The sequence below is a fragment of the Caballeronia udeis genome, from assembly GCF_044909315.1.
Lineage (GTDB): Bacteria > Pseudomonadota > Gammaproteobacteria > Burkholderiales > Burkholderiaceae > Caballeronia > Caballeronia udeis_A.
In genome coordinates this window covers 134,440-155,373 of the sequence record NZ_JBIYEB010000014.1, presented here as the reverse complement: position 1 = coordinate 155,373, position 20,934 = coordinate 134,440, and the positions used below count along the sequence as shown (strand labels likewise).

The following is a 20,934-nucleotide window of genomic DNA, read 5'->3' as shown; positions in this document are numbered from 1 at the left end:
TGCATTCGGCGTCTTGCAGAGACCTTGCCCGTGCCGCCGACCGCCGCCCCTATTAAGGAAACGCCCTGCATGACCTCAAGCCTATGACCCAGCCCACTTCAGCCGTGCTTAAAACCGAGCCTGCCGATATCGAACTGGTGCATGTATCGAAACAATATGGCGATTCGCTTGCCGTCGATTCGATCGACCTGCGGATTCCCGGCGGCCAGTACTGCTGCCTGCTCGGGCCGTCGGGCTGCGGCAAGACCTCGACGTTGCGGATGATCGCCGGGCATGAATCGATCAGCGACGGCGACATTCTCATTGGCCAGCGCAACGTCACGCGCGCACAACCCGCCACGCGCGGCACCGCGATGGTCTTCCAGAGTTATGCGTTGTTTCCGCATCTGTCCGCGCTCGACAACGTCGCGTTCAGCCTGAAGATGCGCGGCGTGGCGAAGGACGTACGCCGTCAGCGGGCGGGTGAACTGCTGGAACTTGTCGCGATGAGCGCTTATGCCGAGCGCAAGCCGTCGCAACTGTCGGGCGGCCAGCAGCAGCGTGTTGCACTCGCCCGCGCACTACTCAATGAACCGCGTTGCCTGCTGCTCGACGAACCTCTGTCCGCACTCGACCCGTTCCTGCGCGTGCAGATGCGCGCCGAGCTCAAGCGCTGGCAGAAGGAGCTGGGCATCACCTTCGTGCACGTGACGCACTCACAGGAAGAGGCGCTCGCGCTCGCGGATATGGTCGTTGTCATGAGCCACGGGCGCATCGAGCAAAGCGGCTCGCCGCACGAAGTATTTAACTGGCCCCGCACGGAATTCGTCGCGCGTTTCCTTGGCGGACATAACGTGTTCGGCGCAAACGGCCGTTCGTTTACCGTGCGTGCCGATCATCTGCGTATAGCGCCGCACGGCTCCACGCCGGTCCAGTCGCCCGCGAGCGAGAGCGGGTTCAGCCGGATCGGCGGCATTCCGTGCACGGTCCGCGAAACTGAATACCAGGGCACTCATTTGCGCATGACGCTCGCGCCGCTCGACGGTTCACCCGACCTGGTTTCCCTGCTACCCGATAACGAATACGACCCGCAGCGCCTCGCGCCCGATGCGCGTGTCGTGGTCTGGTGGAACGAGCAGGACGCCCATGCATTGGCGGCATAAGCGACCGCTTTGCGTTGCAGTGAACGACAATTTCAACCAAGGAAAAAGGCCATGACCGAGCGTTACGAACACCCGTCCGAACCCAGCACGAGCGAGACACCCGCGAGCGCCGCCACGACGGAATCCAGCCTGGGCGCGGGCAAGGGTATGTCACGCCGCACCCTGCTCAAGGGCGCGGTCGCCGCGGCCGGCATTGCGGGGTTCCCGTACGTGCATGCGCAGGAAAAGATCACGCTTCGCTACCTGGGCACGGCGGTGAACCAGAGTTCGGATATTGCGAAGAAATTCCAGGAAGATACCGGCATCCAGATCCAGTACATCCCGGTCACCACCGACGACGTCGCCAAGCGCATCATCACGCAGCCGAATTCATTCGATATTGTCGACACCGAGTACTTCTCGCTGAAGAAGCTGATCCCCGCCGGCACGCTGGCCGGCATGGACGCAAAGAAGATCAAGCTCGCCGACAAGATCACGCCGGTGCTTACTCGTGGTGAAGTCGACGGGAAGAAGATTGGCGACCAGGGCACGGCACCCAAGAAGGTGATGTTCCTGACGGGCGCACGCTCGACCGAGTTCTCCGCGACGCCCACCGAATGGATGACGCTGATCCCGACCACCTACAACGCCGATACGCTCGGCATTCGCCCCGACCTGATCAAGCGTCCGATCAATAGCTGGTCCGAATTGCTGAACCCCGAGTTCAAGGGACGTGCCGCACTCCTGAATATTCCCGCTATCGGCATCATGGATTCGGCGATGGCGATCGAGGCAATGGGTCATGTCAAGTACGGCGACAAAGGCAACATGACCAAGGCCGAGATTGACCAGACCATCAAGATCCTGATCGAGGCGAAGCGCGCGGGCCAGTTCCGGGCGTTCTGGAAGGACTTCAACGAAAGCGTGAACCTGATGGCGTCCGGCGAAGTCGTGATCCAGTCGATGTGGTCGCCCGCCGTCACGAAGGTCCGCACAATGGGGATTGCGTGCAAGTTCCAGCCGCTCAAGGAGGGGTATCGCTCGTGGGCGTCGGGCTTCGGGCTGCCGCGTTCGTTGCAGGGCCGCAAGCTCGACGCCGCCTACGAGTTCATCAACTGGTTCCAGGACGGCTGGGCGGGTGCATACCTGATGCGCCAGGGCTATTACGCCGGTGTGCTCGAGACCGCGAAGCCCCATATGCAGCCGTATGAATGGGACTACTGGATCGAAGGCAAGCCGGCCGCGCAGGATATCAAGGCACCCGATGGCCAGTTGCTCGAAAAGGTCGGCACGGTGCGCGATGGCGGTTCGTACAACCAGCGCATGGGGGCAATAGCGTGCTGGAACGCGGTGATGGACGAGAACATCTACATGGTCCAGAAGTGGAACGAGTTCATCGCTGCCTAGTCTGGTTTGGCGCAAGGCCGGCGTGCGTGATGCGCGCCGGCCGCCTTTCGTTTATCCAACAGGTAATCCGCGATGGCATCGATCGAGCTTCCCATCCAACCGCTGGAGGCGAGCGTCAAGCACCGGCGCGCGGCCGCCTGGCTGCAGGCGACGCCGCTCGCGCTGACTTTCATCCTGTTCTTTCTCGTGCCGCTGGTCATCACGCTGATCGTGAGTTTCTGGGACTTCAACGAATACCAGATCATCCCGGCGTTCACGTTCAAGAACTACGCGGCGATCTTCGATGGCTGTTCTTCGATGACCGATGTGTGCGTGACCTTCAAGACCTACTGGTCGACCATCAAGTTTTGCGGAATAGTCTGGGCAGTGACGCTGGTGCTTGGTTTTACGATCGCGTATTTCCTGTCGTTTCACATCCGTTCGTCAGGTATGCAGACGGTATTGTTCCTTGTCTGCACGATTCCGTTCTGGACCTCGAATGTGATCCGGATGATCTCGTGGATACCGCTGCTCGGACGCAACGGGCTCGTGAACCAGGCGCTGCTTTCATCGCACATGATCGATAAACCGCTTGAATGGCTGCTCTATTCGAACTTCTCGGTCGTGCTTGCGTTCGTGCATCTGTATACGTTCTTCATGATCGTGCCAATTTTCAACGCCATGATGCGCATTGACCGGTCGTTGCTCGAAGCCGCGCGCGACGCGGGAGCGAGCGGCTGGCAGGTGATCCGCGAAGTGGTGTTGCCGCTGTCGAAGACCGGCATTGTGATTGGCTCGATCTTCGTGATCACCATCGTCATGGGGGACTTCCTGACGGTCGGCGTGATGGGCGGCCAGCAGATTGCATCGGTCGGAAAGATCATCCAGGTGCAGACCGGCTATCTTCAGTTTCCCGCCGCGGCGGCCAACGCGATCATCCTGCTGGCCGTCGTGCTGATGATTGTCTGGGCCCTCACGCGTGTAGTCGATATCCGCAAGGAGCTTTGACATGGCCGCAATTCGTCAGGGTCTCAAGCACCATCGCGAGCGGCGTCCCGCCAGCTTCTACTGGCTCGCGCTGGTGTTCGGGCTGTTCGTGCTGTTCCTCTACGGACCGGTCATCACAATCTTCATCCTGTCGTTCCAGGGACCGGAAGGCGGTCTTACGTTCCCCATGCGCGGGGTTTCGCTGCACTGGTTCGCGGTGTTGCGCCAGGGTGTGGGGGACATCGACATCTGGGCCGCGTTCGGACGTTCGGTGCGTCTCGCCGCCGTCGTCACGGTGTTGACGGTGCTGTTCTCGGTCGCGGCGGGGCTCGCGTTTCGCAAGCGCTTTCGTGGCGACACCGCCGTGTTCTACGTGTCCGTCGCGAGCCTGATCATGCCGTCGATCATTGTGTCGCTGGGAATCGGACTGACGTTCCGGTTGCTCGACAATGGCGTCAAGTATCTTGCGGGCGTGTGGGGTCATCAATCGTTCGTCGACAACTACACCACGTCGATGGGTCTTTATACCTCCGCGCTCGGCGCGCACCTGACGTGGACGTTGCCCTTCGGGCTGCTCGTGATGTTTGCTGTCTTCAACCGTTTCAACCCGGCTTATGAAGAGGCGGCGCGTGATCTGGGCGCCTCGCCCTGGCAGAGCTTTCGGCATGTGGTGTTGCCGATCATCGGGCCATCGGTGATCGGGGTGGGTATGTTTGGTTTCACGCTGTCGTGGGACGAGATCGCGCGCACGTCGCAGGCGATCGGCGACCAGAACACGCTGCCGCTGGAATTGCAGGGGCTCACGACCTCCGTCACCACGCCCGTGATCTATGCGCTTGGCACGATGACCACGATGCTCTCGCTTACCGTGATGGTGGTGGGGCTTCTGACGGCGCGGTGGCTGAGCCGCCGGCGTTCGCGGGCGCTTGCCGGCTGACTGTCAGATCCTCGCGGGTCAGGCAGCCGATAACGACCGCTCAAGCGCCGCCACGCCGGCGGGAAGATCCACCGCAACGCCGAGGTCGATCATCGTCCGGCCGAGGGCATGGATGGTCCTGAAGAGGTGATGCTCACGGCATTGCTCGCCCATCTGGCCGATCCGTACGATCGGTGCGCCGAACGAGCCTGCGATCTCGACGTGATGATGGCGTGAGATATGGGCGCATACGTCGGAACCGCTGACACCCTGCGGCAACGCGATACCCACAACGGAATTCAGCCGGCTCGGCTTCGGCACATAGAGCTTCAATGCCAGCGCTTCAACGCCCGCTTGCAGCGCGTTCGAGCAGCGCTGATGACGCGCGAACCGGCGCTCGAGCGTCTCCGCGCACACCAGCCGCAGCGCTTCGTGGAGCGCGAGCACGCCTGACACCGGGGCCGTGTAATGGTAGGACGCGTTATGCCAGAAGTTCGTTGCCAGCGCCGCATCCAGGCACCAGTGCGTGGGCGGGACAGGGCGCGTCATGATGCGTTGCCATGCCGCTTCCGAGAACGCGAGCAGCGAGACACCGGGAATGGACGACAGCCCTTTCTGGCCCCCGGTGATCACGGCGTCAATACCCCACGCGTCCATTGGCAGCGGCATGGTGCTCAGCGTGCAGACCGCGTCCACGATTACCAGCGCGCCGGCGGCGCGGGCCACCGACGCGATTGATTCGAGGCTGCGGTTCCAGACCGTGTTCGATGTCTCGCCATGCACGATCGTCACGATCTCCGGACGAAACCGGTCGATCGCGTCCGCCGCTTGCCGGGTGTCCGCGGCGGTGCCGTCGACCACGTTCAGCGTTTCCACGTGAGCGCCGGTTCGCCTCGCCATCTCCGCCATGCGCTCGCTGAAGAAGCCGTTGCAGATGCAGAGCACGCGCGAGCCTTTCCACGCGAGATTCGTGATGGCCATTTCCATGGCAGCCGACCCCGGTCCCGCTACGCCCATCACCCATTTCGATTCGGTCTGGAACACGTACCGCGCCATGGTCTTGACCTGTCCGATAACCGCGGCCATGGTCGAGCCCAGATGGTTGATCACGACACCGTTGGCTTTGGCCACGGCGTCGGGAATGGGTACGGGGCCGGCGCCCATCATCAGCAGAGGTTCTTCGGGAAGAATTGAAGAGAGCGGCAGGACCGTCGGGCACGCGATGCTGAACGTGTCCGGCGTGCCGGAATCTGCGGAGAAGGTATGTCGGTCGTTCATCGAGGCTCGTTCAAAAAGGGCGTTGTTGGGTGGCCAAGCGACCGGCGACGGGCGCAACGCGCTCACATTGCCCGCGTCCTGCGCTGGCCGAAACGGATCAGCAGCCAGTAGAAAGCGAATCGCCGGGTAGGTGAGAATACCGGTGCCGAGGCCAAAACGAAACGGCTATTCGGCTCGGATGTGCTGATCCAGACCTTCGAACGCGGAGCCAGCTCCAGCGTTTCGCCTGCCCGCAGCCACCAGTCTTCGGATTCACCTTCAATGGTCAGCCATACCGTACCCCGGCAAACCGTCAGGGTATGAGGCCGATCGATGAGCCAGCAGGCTGGCGCATCATGGGGTTCCTGCTCCAAGGTCCGGATTTCACGCATGTCCCTCTCCCATCATGGCCGCTCACAGAGAGACGGCCTCTTGACTACATTATTTATTTAAACTTCAATCTTAGGAATGTACAGTCGCGAACAGTTGTGCCGCACTGTTCAGTGATTTTCCCTGCACACTTGAAGAGATCACGCCATGAACCTCGTCATCGATCCGCACAATGGCGTTCCCATGACCGACCAGCTCGTGACCGGTATTTCGGGCTTGATCCGCTCGCGTCAGCTTTTGGCCGGCGTGAAGCTGCCGTCCATCCGGGCGCTTGCGGCCAGCCAGAGCATCAGCCGCTTTCCGGTGATCGAGGCGTATGACCGGCTTTCGTCGCTGGGTTTTATCGTGCCGAAGCATGGTTCGGGCTTTTACGTGGCGAATCACATGGGAGCCGAGAACGGCGCGTCGGGCGGTTCGGACCCTCGTCTGGCCGAGGAAGAGTCGCATCAGATCCTGCAGCAGTTCAACTATCCCGGCGAGACCTTGAAGTTGAGCAGCGGGTTTGTGCCCGAGGCGTGGCGAGACATCGAAGGCATTGCCCAGACGGTGCGTCAGGTCATGCGGATGGATCCGAGTTGCGTGATCGACTACGCCATGCCGCATGGCGATGCGAACCTGAGGCACCAGATCCAGATGCGCCTCGCGATAGTCGGCATTGAAGCGGACATCTCGAACATCATTGTCACGAGCGGTGCGAGCCAGGCGCTCGATCTGATCGTCCGGTTCATGCTGAAGCCGGGCGACACCGTGTTCGTGGAAGACCCTGGGTACTACAACCTGTTTGGCTTGCTCAAGCTGCAAGGCGTCAGGATTGTCGGTGTTCCGCGCCTGGCGAGCGGGCCGGATGTCGAGGTGGCGGAACATCTGCTCAAGACCATCAAGCCGAAACTGTTCTTCATCAATACCGTGTTTCATAACCCGACCGCGACGAATGTCGCGCCGCAGGTTGCGTTCAAGTTGCTGCAACTCGCGCAGCAGCATGACTTCACGATTGTAGAAGACGACATTTACGCAGACTTCCAGTCAACGCCGACCCAGAGGCTTGCGTCGCTCGATCAACTCGATCATGTGATTTACGTAAGCGGGTTGTCGAAGACGTTGTCGTCGTCGCTGCGGATTGGGTATCTGGCGGCCAGGCGCGACCTGATCAAGGACCTGGTTGACGTGAAGGTCCTTACCAGCCTGGGCGGTTCGCGCTTCAGTGAATGCGTAGTGGCGGCGTTGCTCGAGCGCGGCACGTACCGCAAGTATCTCGAGCGCTTGCGTCGCCGGATTCACGACACACTGTCGACGGCTGTTCAGCGGCTTGAGGAAAATGGCTGGGAGGTTTTTGATGAACCCAGCGGCGGCAATTTCGTGTGGGCGAGCGTGCCCGGCATAGAGGACTCCATGGTCCTGGTTGACGACGCGCTGAAGTTTGGCATCACGCTTGCGCCGGGGAGCTACTACCGTCCCAACGGTGAAGTGTCGGCATGGGTGCGGATCAACACGGCTCATACCGACGACCCGCGTGCTATCCGGTTCTTCGAACATATGGGGCGATAGGTTTTCGCTCGCGCCGGTGGACGGGGTTGGGGCTTTGGCGGGGGTGGGGTGGCGGTCGGGGTTTAGGCCGGGTTGCCAGGTTCTGGGGGGAGCGGTTGGGGTCTATGCCGGGTTGTAGGTTCCAAGGGTAGCGGTCTGAGTCAGCGCCGGGTTGCTGCTTTCAGGGTTAGTGGTCTGCAAGGGTCGGATTTTCTCTTTATCACTATTAGCCACTGCGCGTGGCGGCGCGTCATTTCTTTGTCCAAAGCGACAAAGAAACGAAGCAAAGAAAACGCTTTCAAACCACGCTACCCTAAGTGTCTACAGCGTGCAGTTTTGATTCATAGGTGCCCCAAAAGCACGGTGCTCGCCAGAGCGAAGGATGTGTGAACCCCTCCTTCTCCGAACACAGATACCCACACGCTTCGCCACCAGTGATTGAACCTGCCCAAGGTTCACCCCGCGCTATCCGCGAACAACCTTCCACCGAATTTGTACACACGTCGAACCACGTCGCCAACCCACGGAGAAACAAGGTCCCAAAAACGCGTGAGGCCGTGCTGACCGTGGGGTGCTGGTGCTTGCCCGAGAGCACTGGTGGCGAAGCGTGTTCATGTCAGGATTCGCGAGAAAGAGGGGTTCAACTGTCCGTCGCTCTGGCGAGCACCGTGCTTTTGGGGCACCTATGAATGGGAACTGCACGCTGTGGACACTTAGGGTAGAGCGGTTAAAGCGTTTTCTTTGCTTCGTTTCTTTGTCGCTTTGGACAAAAAAATGACGTGCCGCCACGCACAGTGGCTAATAGTGATAAAGAGAAAATCCGACTCTCGCAGACCACTAACCCTGAAAGCAGCGACCCGGCACTGACCCCGACCGCTACCCCCACAACCTGGCAACCCGACCCCCACCCCAACCGCTACCCCCAAACCCCCCAACCCCCCAAACCCGTCCACCGGCGCGAGCGAAAACCTTCAGGACTCTACGTCTTCAAGACTGAACAGTTCGGTCTGGTCGTTGTAGGAGAACACTTCACCGTAGCGCCCCCAGTTGATCACCGAATCCAGCGTGTCTTCCGCGGCGCCATCGGTCAGGAAATCCTCCAGTTCCTGTTCGAAGCGCACCCGGGGAGCCCGGTGTCCCGGGCGCTCGTTCAGTACCTTCTTGATGCGCGCGGCCAGCGGCACGTGCTTCAAGAGATGATCGGCAAACATCATCTTGCGTTCGTGGGTACCCAACTCGGCAAACACATGGGCCGCAGGCGTCAGATAGATATCCCCCTCACGCAGTTCGGCGAACCCCAGGTGCTGCAACATTTCCGCGATCGGGAACAGGTCGTCCACTTCCAGATGCAGCGACCGCGCAATCACCGGCATGTCCGCACGCCCGTTGTAGGGCGCCACCGCAAGCGTTTCAATCAGGCCGGCCAGCAAGTTGGTCGACACATGCGGCAAGCGGCTGCCAAACTCGAGCGTCTGCTTCGTCGCCCCTTCAGCTTGCCGCGCAGTCATCTTGGCGTAGATTTCATCAACGAGAGACCTGAACGCCGTATCGAGACGATTGCGCGGATGCGCGAACGGCACCTTGATCTCAGCAATCACCCGCCCCGGATTCGACGACAACACCATGATCCGGTCGCACATGAACACCGCTTCCTCAATGTTGTGCGTCACGATCAGCACCGACTTGATCGGCATCTTGCCCTGCGTCCAGAGATCCAGCAGGTCAGTACGCAAGTTCTCGGCGGTCAGCACGTCGAGCGCGGAGAACGGCTCGTCCATCAGCAAGAGCGTAGGGTCGACTACCAGCGCGCGCGCAAAACCCACGCGCTGGCGCATGCCGCCTGAGAGTTCGCGCGGATACGCGTTCTCGAAACCGTCGAGGCCAATCAGGTCGATCGCGGCAAGCGCACGCGCCCGTCGAGGCGCAGCACTCACGCCCTGCGCCTCAAGCCCCGCTTCCACGTTCTGAAGCACGGTCAGCCAGGGGAACAGCGCGAAGGTCTGGAACACCATGGCGACGCCGTCGGCGGGGCCCTCCAGCGGTTTGCCTTTATAGGTGACGTTGCCGGTGGTCGGCTCGATCAGGCCCGCGATGATACGCAGCAGCGTCGACTTGCCCGAGCCAGAGCGTCCCAGCAACCCGACGATCTCACCCTCGCGCAACGAGAGGTTCACGCCGTCGAGCACGAGCAGGTCGCCCTGGCTTTTCTTGAAGCCCCGGGACACATCCTTGACGTTCAGTATCTCTTCAGCAGCGCGGGAAGCGGGGCTTGCCGGCGTCACGGGGGAAGCCACGTTGAAGTCTGAATTGGGCATGGAGATAGGTCCTCAATCGGCTCGAAGCTTGGCTTCGGCAAAGGTGTACATGGGGCGCCACAGCAGGCGGTTGAAAAGCGTGACGAACAACGACATGACGGCGATGCCCAGGATGATCTTCGGATAGTCGCCCGCAGCGGTGGTCTGCGCGATGTAAGCGCCCAAGCCATGCGCGGCCAGCTTGGTGTCGCCCCACTGGACGAACTCGGCCACGATACTGGCGTTCCACGCGCCGCCCGAGGCGGTAATCGCACCCGTCACGTAATACGGAAAAATGCCCGGCAGCATGGCCTGGCGCCACCATTGCCAGCCGCGAATCCGGAAGTTGGTGGCCACCTCGCGGTAGTCATTCGGGTACGACGTCGCGCCCGCAATCACGTTGAACAGGATGTACCACTGCGTGCCGAGCACGATGAGCGGCGACAACCAGATATCTGGATTCAGGTGAAAGCGGACAATCACGATCACGAAGATGGGAAACAAAAGGTTTGCCGGAAAGGCCGCCAAAAATTGCGCGACCGGCTGCACTTTCTCGGCGAGCGCGGGACGCAATCCGATCATCACGCCGAGCGGAACCCAGATCATCGACGAGATCGCGATCAGGATCACCACGCGCAGCAACGTGATCAGTCCGAGGACAAACACGTGGCCTACTTCATCCAGGCCGACACCGGTGCGCACATAGCTGACCACGCGCCAGACCACATAAAGCGTCAGCGCGATGACAAGGATGCTCCAGATGATGTCGCCGAAGCGCGAGGGCGTCTTGCGCTTCGACATGCGCAAGCTCGCGCCACTGAACGAAGGCAGGCGCATCGGGATGCGTGCCGCAGTGGCGAAGACCCAGCCGGCCGGTACGAGCAAGCGGTGGATCAGGCGCGTGCGTCGAACCAGGCCGAGCACCCACGACTCCGGCGCGACACCGGAGCTGCTCGTTTCCATGCGGAATTTGTCGGCCCAGGCGACCAGCGGACGAAACAGCAACTGGTCATAGCCGAGGATCACGACGGTCATCGCGAGGATGACCCAGCCCACCGCGCCCATGTTCCTTTCGGTGATCGCCTGCGCGAGATACGCGCCTATGCCCGGCAGCGTGATCGTGTTGTTGCCGACCGTGATCGCCTCGGACGCAACCACGAAGAACCAGCCGCCGGACATCGACATCATCATGTTCCAGATGAGGCCCGGCATCGAGAAGGGGACTTCCAGCTTCCAGAATCGCTGCCATCCCGTCAGGTGAAAGCTGCGGGCCACTTCGTGCAAGTCTCGCGGCGTCGTGCGCAATGATTGGTAGAAGCTGAACGTCATGTTCCACGCCTGGCTCGTGAAGATCGCGAAGATCGCCGCGCATTCGGCGCCCGCCACGCGCGTCGGAAACAACGCGATAAAGAACGTGACGGTGAACGAGATATAGCCAAGCACCGGAACCGACTGGAGGATGTCCAGGATCGGGACCAGCACCTTTTCCGCGCGACGGCTCTTGGCCGCGAGGGTGCCGTAGACGAGCGTGAACAGCAGCGAAGCGATCATGGCGGCGAGCATCCGCAAGGTCGTACGCAGTGCGTATTCAGGCAGGTTCGCCGGGTCGAGCGAGATGACTTGCGTCTTGAGCGTGGCGATCGGTGCCATGGTCTGATGGAAGCCGATGGCCGTCATTGCAATCACGCAGATGATCAGCGGGAACGCGACGAAGTCCCATCGATTAGGCAACAAGCGCCAGGCAGATGCGTTGGCCGTGCGGTTCAGGTTGAATCCGAAGTCCATATATTCTCCGAACAGCTATGCATGAAAACATGACGGCGGCCCTTCTGGGTCCGGGCCTTGAGTTGCCGTCATGCGTTGATTCACCGATGCGGACAGATGAGCGCATCGGCATGCGACTGAGCCGCGATAAAAAACTGAACTGTAAGGTTTGATCGTTAAGGAATACGGCTAGGCAATAGCATGCACGCGGCTAGCCCGGAACCGATTTGCCCGGGTAATTTCGACCGTTCTTTCTGGACGGCCCGACACTACTACAAACCGTGTTTCAGGCACAACCGCGGAGCCGTAACTTGTCCATATTTTCCGGGCGTGGCCGGCTATGACGGCGGTTTCTTGAAGATCGCACACCTGCGGGCACCCTGACGGAGCGCTGAGGTCAGGTCAGCATCCGCTTAATGCAGGGATAAGCAGGAGGATCTGTTGGGGTTTTGAAGGCTGGAGAGATCCGAAGATATTTCGATTGCCTTACGAGTATGTGGCGAATGCACTTGATGCAACCAGGTCCGGTCGGACTTATCTCAGGTCAACCGGTGCGGCCGTGGTGGCAGCGCACGTTTGCCCGGCGTCGGGATGACGGTCGCCCGGCCTCTGCTCAGGAAACGGTCTAGCTTCCGTGCCGTGTTAATTAAAAGAAGTTAGTTATACCTTGTTTTTTGAAACCTACAATCCGGTTGCCGAGGATATCAAAGCCGCGCCGGTTTTCACCCTGGATGATGAAAACCGGCGCGGTGCGGCCGGGATGTTCCCGCCTTCTGTCAGGCGCTCATGTGCAGCGTACCGTTGACACCTACCGGGAAGAAACCGCCTTGCGTGACCGCCGCACTCGTCAGGTAGACGATGTTCAGGACATTCCTGTAATTCCGACTGAACGCGAGGCCGTTGGAATCGAGCGGGACAATGTTCGAGCTGCCCGCCGTTGCTCCGGAAATGCCCTGGTCATCGTTGCCGACGTTGTCGAGCGAGTCGCGTGCAGCGGAGATTGCGTTAGCCGACGTGATGAGTCCGAGCGACGGGTTCGCAATGCCTTTGGCGTACAGCACCGTGCGCACAAGACCAGCGTGATAAGCCTCGGCGGCGAGAATGCCCGCAGCAGCCGACAAATAGGTCGGGTTCGAGATCAGCGGCGCCGCGCCCTTATAGGCCGTAACCCCCACATCTTCAAAGATGAAGGCGGCGAGCAGGAAGGTTTCATCGTTCAGGTAAGGGTCGAAGGCCGTGCCCGCGGGCACCAGTCCGGCCGCTTGCGCCGCCTTGGAGAAGGCGCCGTTCGGATTCTGGTAGCCGACGTCGAGAGCCGGCATGGCGACCGCAGATGCCCCCAGCGCCATGCGCAGGAACGTGACATGTTCGAGTTCGTCTTTGGCGATCTCGTTTGCATACGCCTGGACTACGGGGTCGGAGAAGGTTACCGCATGGCCCGGAATGACTGTCCCCGCGGTACCCGCACCGCTCATCAGGCTGGCCGAAAGGCCCGCGCCGGTAGTTGCATACGCATAGAACGTTGCTTCGAGATACTCGAGGTTGAGTGCGAAGTTGAGTATTTCCGGGTCTGTCGGGCCACTGCTTTGCGCCGATGCACCCGAGGACCCGCCGCCACATGCGCCAAGGATCGTGCCGCCGATGAGCCCAAGACCGACACCTCCTGCACTCCTGAAGAACTGCCTGCGTTTTGCGAGCTTGTCCGCCCGCTGCACGAGCACATCCATGACCTTTGAGTCTTCTGACATGACATCTCCTTGAACCGTTCCGTGAACCAGCCGATACGGCGACTGCGCCCGATGAAAGCCAGAGCCGGAAAAGCAGCGGGCAGCAGCCGACGGGCCGCCAGGCGGGCTGCCTGTGTCAAACGTGAATTGCGAACGCGTGACGAAGCACGACGCGGAGCAGTAGGACTGATCCGGCGCCTCTCATGTCACGTACATATGGATACGCATGCCGACCGCGAGACGGATGCGCGAGCGGTCAAAAATATTCCGAGTGATTACCCGGAGGAAGAGAGTGAAATTTTTTGGACGATCACTTTGAAGGACTGCAAAGACATGATCCGGCATGCGACACCGGCGTTGTACCGGACGCGGGACCGCGCAGGAGTTTACGGCGAGAAGAAGCTCAGGCCCGCACCCAGGACGCCGGCCACGGACACTGCCGTCGCGATACCGCACACAAGCCATAGATAGATGCCGCGAGGCCGATGCTGAGGCGGCAGCGCCGTCACGCTGAGAGCAATCAGCAAGCCCACCACCAGCGGCAGCATCAGCGCGTTGACGACCTGCGCGGCAACATTCAGCGAAATGAGGTTGGGCGCCAGCCAGACGAGCGTCGCGCTGCCAACGACCGATGCTGCATACACTCCGTAGAACCATGGCGCACTAGCAGGCCGGTCTTCAAGCGAGCGTTTGTATCCCGCGACTTCACCCAGCCCCCAGGCCAGCGACAGCGAGCAGACAATGGCGGCCACCATCGATGCCCCGAGGACCCCCACGCCAAACAGAAAACGTCCGACGTGTGGTCCCACTGCAGCCGCAAGGACGTCGCCGATCTGGCCGACGCTTTCAAAGACGTGTTGCTGACCGTCCCTCGACAGGGTTGCCGCCACCGCGACCAGTACCGCTGCGGTGAGCAACTGCGTGAGAATCGCACCGGCGGCAGTTTCGATTCGCGCTGCGCAATAGTCCTGGGCGCCCAGTTTTTTATCGGCGATCGCGGCCTGCTGATAGAAGATCATCCAGGGATTGAACGTCGCGCCAATCAACGCGGCGGCGAGATAACCGTAATGATGATCGGATAGCGGAACCTGGGTCATCTGCCGGAACATGTCGGGGAGATCCGGGTGGGCATGCCAGGCGACGGCGAAGAAAGACAGTTCGAAAGCGCCAATGACGATGGCGAACTTGTCCACGCGCTTGTGCGAGCCGGTGAACACAATCCCGACGAGGAAAGCCGCGGCGAGCGGCAGCGTGATGGACCGTGAGACGCCGAACATCTCTCCTATGCCGGCGACCCCTGTGAATTCGGTCACCAGCGAGCCGAGTACGGCCACGCACAATCCGGCTGCGGAGACCCATGCCCAGGCAGGACCGAAGTGCGTGCGAATCAGCTCACCGTGACCCTGCCCGGTAAAGATACCCAGGCGGACGGTGAGTTCCTGGACCATGTAAAGCAAGGGGATGAGCGCCAGCAGGACCAGCAGGAGCTGAGAGCCCCATTGCGCGCCGCTCTGGGCCGCTGTCACCACGTTACCGGCGTCGCAGTCGGCGAGCATGACGAGCAGGCCCGGTCCCCATAGGGTGAGCCAACGCAGGCTGGGCGAGACCTTCGGTTTGAGCAGCGAGGAACCAGCCATGCAGTTTGAAAGGAAGCGACGGGTGTAAGGGGTGACCGATTGTATCCAGATTTCGGTTCGCCAGCCCGCGCGGCGAGCCCTTCAGCACTGCACGGTCAGTGTCGGCCTTTAACTGCGCGTCAACTACACACTAGCTACGCGCGACGAAAGCCAGAATCGCGGCATCGAGCATGGCAGGACACTGGCGATGGGGAGAATGTCCGCAAGCCGGCAGCTTCGCGAGTCTGGCGTGCGGCACATGTGTTGCAATAGCGTCGATCTGCGCCATGGTCCCGTACTCGTCGTCATAGCCTTGCACGGCGAGCAGCGGGCGCCGGATGGAAGACAGGCAGTCCGTGATGTCCCAGTGCCTGAACGCCGGGTTCAGCCAGATATCGTTCCATCCGTAGAAGGCTGAATCGACATCGGCGTGGTGCCGCGACAACCTGGTCCGAAGGTCGCCCTGCGTGTAGAGCGCGGTTGCCTCCGCGATTGCCTTGACGGACACATCTTCAACGAACACATGCGGCGCAATGGCAATCACGCCCTCCAGAGCGTCAGGAAAAGCCGCCGCGTAAAGCAATGCGATAGAACCGCCGTCGCTATGACCGATGACCCACATCCGGGCACGTTCGGCGCTGTCCACGCCAAGGACGTCGAGCAACGCCGGGAGAATTTCATGAGCTTGCCGGTGCATGAAATCGACCGGCCATTTCACTTGCGCTGCGCGCGGGGTGGAGCCGCCATAACCCGGTCGCGAATAGACGAGGCCACGGAATCCCAGTTGTTCGCATAGCTTCTGCGGCCAGTCCTTCCACATGGCAATGGAGCCCAGCCCTTCATGCAAAAAGATGGCGATGGGAGCGCCGGTCATGCCGGCATTCAACCATTGATACTCGAGACGAAGCGCTTCGCGGCCGTCTGTTGCGGGCAGGTCGGCCAGGCAGATGGCGGGGGCGTGTTGGTTCAATCGGTTCATGACTTGCAGCCAGGCAATGAAGAGGAACGTTCAGGCATCGAGGGCCGGTTCGCGCAATTTAAACCTCTGGATCTTACCAGTCGCGGTTTTCGGCAGATCTCCAGCAAACAGGATCTCGCGCGGGTATTTGTGAGGCGCCATCCTGGCCTTGACGAACTCCTTGAGTTCCAACGCGAGTTTGTCCGTGGCCGGCACGCCGGGTTTGACCACCACGAACGCGCGCGTCTTGACAAGCCCGTCGCGCGTGATGCCGACGACCGCCGCTTCGAGAACGTCATGATGCTGCATCAGGACCATCTCGACTTCTACCGGTGAAACGAACTGGCCGCTTACTTTCAGCATGTCATCGCCACGGCCTTCGTAGACGTAGTTCCCATCGGGCAATCGACGATATTTATCGCCGCTCCTGAGCCAGTCGCCAAGAAACGTGGCGCGGGACTTTTCGCGGTTGCACCAGTACATGAGCGCGGCGCTTGGTCCCCTGATGTAGAGATCACCTATCTCTCCGTCCGGCACTGGATGGCCGTTTTCATCGCGGAGTTCGACTTCATAACCGGGCACGGCCTTGCCGGTCGTCCCGTATGCAACGTGCCCTGCCCGATTGGACAGGAAGATGTGCAGCATCTCCGTCGAGCCGATGCCGTCAAGAATCTCGCAGCCCGCATGAGCTGCAAAATGCTCGCCGATCTCGCGCGGCAACGCTTCTCCCGCTGACGTGCACATCCGCAAGCGAAGCTTGGCGCGCGTGGGCAGGTCAGGTGAAGCGAGCATGTTGGCGTAGAGCGTGGGCACGCCGCAGAAAATGGTCGGTTGGTATTGCGTCAGGCGTGTGAAGACAGCGGCCGGCGTGGGGCGCTCGGCCATGAGCACCGCGGTCGCGCCCACTGAAAGAGGGAAGGTCAGCGCGTTGCCCAACCCATAGGCGAAGAACAATTTGGCCGCGGAAAACACGGTATCGTCTTCACGGATCCCCAGTACTTGCTTCGCATAGAGTTCCGCGGTCCAGTACAGGTTCGCATGGGTATGGACGGCGCCTTTGGGTTTTCCCGTCGAACCCGATGAATATAACCAGAACGCGATTCCATCAGCATGACTTAAGAATGGAGTGCGCCGTGGTTCTGCATCGGCCAGCAGACGCCTGAATACGCGTTCACCCGGAAGGGTGTCGTCTTGCGCATGAGAAACGATCAGCGTGCAGCCTTCGCTGGAGGTATTGGCGAGTGCTTGCGCGATGGCCGGCACTAGCGGACCGGACGCAATGACTGCGCGCGCCCTGCTGTGATCGAGCATGTACGCGTAGTCCGCCGGCGTCAGCAAGGTGTTCGCGACAACGGGCACGACACCCGCGTATAACGCGCCGAGGAACGCGACAGGCAGGTCCACGCTGTCAAGCATGACCAGCAGGACGCGCTCCTCGGGATGAATGCCCAGCGTATTCAGCACCGAAGCAAACCGGCGCGCCTGCTCCGCCAGTTCGCCATATGTCGTGGTTCCGTCATCGTCTATGTAGGCAACTTTTTGCGCCCGCGCTTCATTCAGCGCGAACAGGTGCGTGGCGAAGTTGAACTCGACTGGCGGTGCAGCGGCGGCCGGTTGTCCGCCGGTAGCGGATGGCGCAATGATGGCGTCCATGCTGTCTCCTTCCTGATAGTGGGGCGACGCCTATGCGCTACGAAAGGTGCCGTGCGCCATGCGTTCGGTTTTGTGTGACGCGCAGATCGTTGGGGGCCGGCGAGCATTGAGCCTCGGCCGCGAACCGTCAGCGCGTTGCTTCAGATTTCGACCTTGCCTGTTGATTCCGTGAGTGCATCGATAGAAGCGGCGGGTCCCTGGATTGCCGCACGGCGATGGTAGAAATTCAGGGCACGGAGTCCGCCGAGTTCTTCACCGCCTCCGGCGCGTCCGGGTCCTCCATGCAGCGACATCGGCATGACGTTGCCGTGGCCTGTGTGACTCTGCGCGACCGAGGGCGAGATGGCATGGACACGGCCGTGCGTGTCGGCGAGTTCCAGCGCAATGCGGGCAAGGCGTGTGTCGTCGTTCGAATACACCGAAGCGACCAGTGAGCCCTGGCCACGCCGTGCAAGTTCAACGGCTTGAGCTTCTTCTAAACGCGAGTTACCCGTCGCAACTTCATAACCGCATAGTGTTGCCACGGGACCGAACACTTCAACATCGTGAACGCGTACCGCGTGGCTTGCGTCGTCGATCACGAACAGATGCGGCGCGATGCACGCGGCGACGGCCGGATCGGCATCAACGAGCCGGACCTGCGAACCATCGAACGCCAGGCGTGCTTCTTCGCGCAAAGACGCAATGCCGGCACGAACCGCGTCATATTGTTCGCGGCTGACAAGCGAGCCCATGCGCACGGACTCGTTGCGCGGGTTGCCCACGCTCACGGCTGAGAGCCTGGCGACAAGCGCGTCCGCCGCAGCGCCCAGATGATCCTTAGGCACGAACGCGCGGCGGATCGCGGTGCATTTCTGGCCCGACTTGACCGTCATCTCGCGCACGACTTCCTTGATGAACAGGTCGAATGCGGCGGTGCCGGGCTCGGCATCGGCCGCGAGGACGGCGCTGTTGAGGCTGTCGGCTTCCACGTTGAGGCGGGCGCCCCGTGCGACGAATGCGGGATGGGCACGCAGCTTCGCGGCTGTCTTCGCGGAGCCGGTGAATGACACGACATCGAATGTTTCGATCTGGTCGAGCAGACCCGCTGAACTGCCGCAGATCACGGACAGCGCGCCGGCCGGCAAAATGCCCGCATTAACGACATCGGCCACCATGCGCTGCGCAAGCCATGCCGTCGCGGTCGCGGGCTTGACGATGACCGGCACGCCCGAGAGCAGCGCGGGCGCCGCTTTCTCCCACAGGCCCCAGGACGGAAAGTTGAACGCGTTGATAAAGAGCGCCAGGCCACGCGTTGGCGTGAGCACATGTTGCGAGGTGAAACTCTGGTCGCGGCTCAGGTTCGCGGGCGTTCCGTCGCGCAACGCGTGCACGTCGCCCAGCGTGGCGCCCAGTTTCGCGTAATAAGAAAGCGTGAAAATCCCGCCGTCGATATCGACCGCTGAATCGTTCTTCGTCGTTCCCGAGTTCGCGAGTGAAATGGCGTAATAGTCATCGCGTTGCGCTTGCAGCAGCTTCGCGACTTCCGAAAGTTGTGCTGCACGAGCGGCGTAGGTGAAACCGCGCAATGCCGCGCCGCCGGACGTGCGCGTGTAGTCAAAGGCGGCGCGCAGATCGAGGCCGTCGCTCGACACGCGGGCCAGGGCCTCTCCCGTGACCGGATCGGTGAGCAGCGTGCCTTCGCCGTTGCCCGCTATCCATTTGCCCGCAACGTAATTTCGTAATAGTTCGGCCATTCAAAAGCCCTTGGTGGTCATTGATTGAGTCGACGCATGGGTTCAGGCCGCATGCTTCTTGAATTCGATGGCGCCTTCGGGCAACAGATAAAGCACGATTGCGCTGCCTCCCGCCACGGTTGGCCGATGGGCGCTGCCGGGTCCATACACGCACCAGCCGGCGGCATGACCGTCGAACGTGGCGCCATCGGCAAGCGGCACGATCAGATCGATCTCGCCATTCGGATGCACATGATGGGGACCGGCGATATTGTTCATATGCACGACATCGACGGAAAAGCCGTCGGTATCGGGCAGGGCCTTGAAAATGCGCCCGTAGCGAATGCCGCCCGCCTCGCGGTCGGCAAGCCAGCCTTCCTCCACACCGGCGCGGCACGCGTCCGCGAGCCCGGTATATCCCTCACTGCCGGCCGCATACTCGGTGTTCAACCACGCTTGAAGGTTTGCATCGAGTGGCCGGGACGCGATTGCTCCGGTCACGCGCGCAACAAGGCCCTTGAACTCGATGGGGGACATGCGTATCTCCGTGGCGCTAAAGCGCTGTTCGACGCTGAACCTGTTGCCGCGACAGATCAGCTTCCTTAGTAGTGGGTGCATTAAACTTAGCGTGCGACATTCCACATGTCAAGCACTATAGTACATCAACGTACCCTGCTGAGACCTATCGATATGAAGCAAACCGCCGTTTTGCAGCCAATTGAGGGCGGAGATCCGAGCGCTGACGTTGAAAAAGAGCGCGAGAGCCGCGATCCGTTCCTGGTCGGGATGGGCGAACGCGTTCGGCTGATGCGGGCGCGCCGTGGTTTGACGAGAAAAGCGCTGGCAAAAGAGGCCGACGTGTCCGAGCGATATCTGGCGAACCTGGAATCGGGTGTTGGCAATGCCTCGGTGCTGTTTCTCCGGCAGTTGATGAAGGCATTAAACTGCACTCTGGCGGAAATCGTGGGGGACGAAACCACGTTGACGCCCGACTGGCTGCGCATCCGGGAGTTACTGAGCGGCCGCGATCACGACACGCTCAAGCGCGCCCGGATCGCGCTGGAGGAGATGCTGGCCACGGCGCCGCAGGACCCGCATCGGCTGGAAAGGATTGCGCTGATCGGTTTGCGCGGTGCAGGTAAATCGACGCTCGGCCGCATGCTCGCCGACGAGCTGAAAGTACCGTTCGTCGAGATCAACCGCGTGATTGCGCAACTGGCCGGCTGCCCGCCGTCGGAAATCCACGCGCTATATGGAGCAACCGCTTACCGTCGATATGAGCATCGCGCACTGGAGGCGGTGATCCAGGAGCATCCGCGTGCGGTGATTGCGTCGCCGGGCGGCTTGGTATCCGAGCCGGCTACCTTGAACGCGCTGCTGACGCACTGCTTTACCGTATGGCTCCAGGCTACGCCTGAGGACCATATGCGCCGTGTGGTGGCGCAGGGGGATTTACGCCCTATGCTAGGTAACAAGGAGTCCATGGATGACCTGAAGCGCATCCTGGCCGGGCGCAGCGAGCTGTATGGCCGCGCCGACATGACCTTCGACACCAGCGGAAAGTCGCTGGCAGAATGCTATTTATCGCTGCGAGACCGGCTGGCGGCGCGACTTGCGTCCGAATAG

Annotated in this window: 16 protein-coding genes; 6 read left to right on the top strand and 10 right to left on the bottom strand. The window is 61.2% G+C overall.

Annotated elements, in window-relative coordinates; translation table 11 throughout:
- Positions 1 to 83 precede the first annotated feature (83 nt).
- From ABH944_RS22705 to ABH944_RS22690, 4 genes are all read left to right on the top strand, one after another.
- Positions 84 to 1,142, top strand: coding sequence for an ABC transporter ATP-binding protein (locus tag ABH944_RS22705; RefSeq protein WP_404608984.1), 1,059 nt, complete (start codon positions 84 to 86; stop codon positions 1,140 to 1,142).
- Positions 1,143 to 1,289: 147 nt separating this feature from the next.
- Positions 1,290 to 2,528 (top strand): ABC transporter substrate-binding protein, encoded by a 1,239-nt coding sequence (locus tag ABH944_RS22700; RefSeq protein ID WP_404609099.1) that lies wholly within the window; start codon positions 1,290 to 1,292, stop codon positions 2,526 to 2,528.
- Positions 2,529 to 2,600: 72 nt separating this feature from the next.
- Positions 2,601 to 3,515 (top strand): ABC transporter permease, encoded by a 915-nt coding sequence (locus ABH944_RS22695; RefSeq protein WP_404608982.1) that lies wholly within the window; start codon positions 2,601 to 2,603, stop codon positions 3,513 to 3,515.
- A 1-nt stretch (position 3,516) separates the two neighbouring features.
- A complete protein-coding gene (locus tag ABH944_RS22690; RefSeq protein WP_404608981.1) occupies positions 3,517 to 4,431 on the top strand; it encodes an ABC transporter permease in 915 nt (304 codons plus the stop codon).
- A gap of 18 nt (positions 4,432 to 4,449) precedes the next feature.
- On the opposite strand, the gene ABH944_RS22685 is transcribed toward ABH944_RS22690, so the two are convergent.
- Positions 4,450 to 5,688, bottom strand: coding sequence for a pyridoxal-phosphate-dependent aminotransferase family protein (locus ABH944_RS22685; protein WP_404608979.1), 1,239 nt, complete (start codon positions 5,686 to 5,688; stop codon positions 4,450 to 4,452).
- 62 nt (positions 5,689 to 5,750) lie between these two features.
- On the bottom strand, positions 5,751 to 6,059 hold the full coding sequence (locus tag ABH944_RS22680; protein WP_062086161.1) for a DUF2917 domain-containing protein: 309 nt from the start codon (positions 6,057 to 6,059) through the stop codon (positions 5,751 to 5,753).
- A 145-nt stretch (positions 6,060 to 6,204) separates the two neighbouring features.
- Between ABH944_RS22680 and ABH944_RS22675 the strand changes: the two genes are divergently transcribed.
- Positions 6,205 to 7,602: an aminotransferase-like domain-containing protein gene (locus ABH944_RS22675; RefSeq protein WP_404608978.1), complete on the top strand. Its 1,398-nt coding sequence runs from the start codon at positions 6,205 to 6,207 to the stop codon at positions 7,600 to 7,602.
- A gap of 950 nt (positions 7,603 to 8,552) precedes the next feature.
- Here the strand turns inward: ABH944_RS22675 and ABH944_RS22670 are convergent.
- From ABH944_RS22670 to ABH944_RS22635, 8 genes are all read right to left on the bottom strand, one after another.
- Complete coding sequence (locus tag ABH944_RS22670) at positions 8,553 to 9,896, bottom strand: ABC transporter ATP-binding protein (protein ID WP_404608976.1); 1,344 nt, start codon at positions 9,894 to 9,896, stop codon at positions 8,553 to 8,555.
- Positions 9,897 to 9,908: 12 nt separating this feature from the next.
- A complete protein-coding gene (locus tag ABH944_RS22665; RefSeq protein WP_404608974.1) occupies positions 9,909 to 11,660 on the bottom strand; it encodes an ABC transporter permease in 1,752 nt (583 codons plus the stop codon).
- A gap of 755 nt (positions 11,661 to 12,415) precedes the next feature.
- Positions 12,416 to 13,387, bottom strand: coding sequence for a ferritin-like domain-containing protein (locus ABH944_RS22660; RefSeq protein WP_404608972.1), 972 nt, complete (start codon positions 13,385 to 13,387; stop codon positions 12,416 to 12,418).
- Between the two features lie 365 nt (positions 13,388 to 13,752).
- A complete protein-coding gene (locus ABH944_RS22655) occupies positions 13,753 to 15,003 on the bottom strand; it encodes an NRAMP family divalent metal transporter (RefSeq protein WP_404608971.1) in 1,251 nt (416 codons plus the stop codon).
- 130 nt (positions 15,004 to 15,133) lie between these two features.
- Entirely contained in the window at positions 15,134 to 15,961 is an 828-nt protein-coding gene (locus tag ABH944_RS22650) for an alpha/beta fold hydrolase (protein ID WP_404608969.1), read from the bottom strand.
- Between the two features lie 30 nt (positions 15,962 to 15,991).
- Complete coding sequence (locus tag ABH944_RS22645) at positions 15,992 to 17,593, bottom strand: benzoate-CoA ligase family protein (protein WP_404608967.1); 1,602 nt, start codon at positions 17,591 to 17,593, stop codon at positions 15,992 to 15,994.
- Between the two features lie 140 nt (positions 17,594 to 17,733).
- A complete protein-coding gene (locus ABH944_RS22640) occupies positions 17,734 to 19,329 on the bottom strand; it encodes a 3,4-dehydroadipyl-CoA semialdehyde dehydrogenase (RefSeq protein ID WP_404608966.1) in 1,596 nt (531 codons plus the stop codon).
- A gap of 42 nt (positions 19,330 to 19,371) precedes the next feature.
- Complete coding sequence (locus ABH944_RS22635; RefSeq protein ID WP_404608964.1) at positions 19,372 to 19,845, bottom strand: DUF4863 family protein; 474 nt, start codon at positions 19,843 to 19,845, stop codon at positions 19,372 to 19,374.
- A gap of 153 nt (positions 19,846 to 19,998) precedes the next feature.
- Between ABH944_RS22635 and ABH944_RS22630 the strand changes: the two genes are divergently transcribed.
- The gene (locus ABH944_RS22630) at positions 19,999 to 20,934 is read left to right on the top strand and encodes a helix-turn-helix transcriptional regulator (protein WP_404608962.1); all 936 of its coding nucleotides are present in this window, start codon (positions 19,999 to 20,001) and stop codon (positions 20,932 to 20,934) included.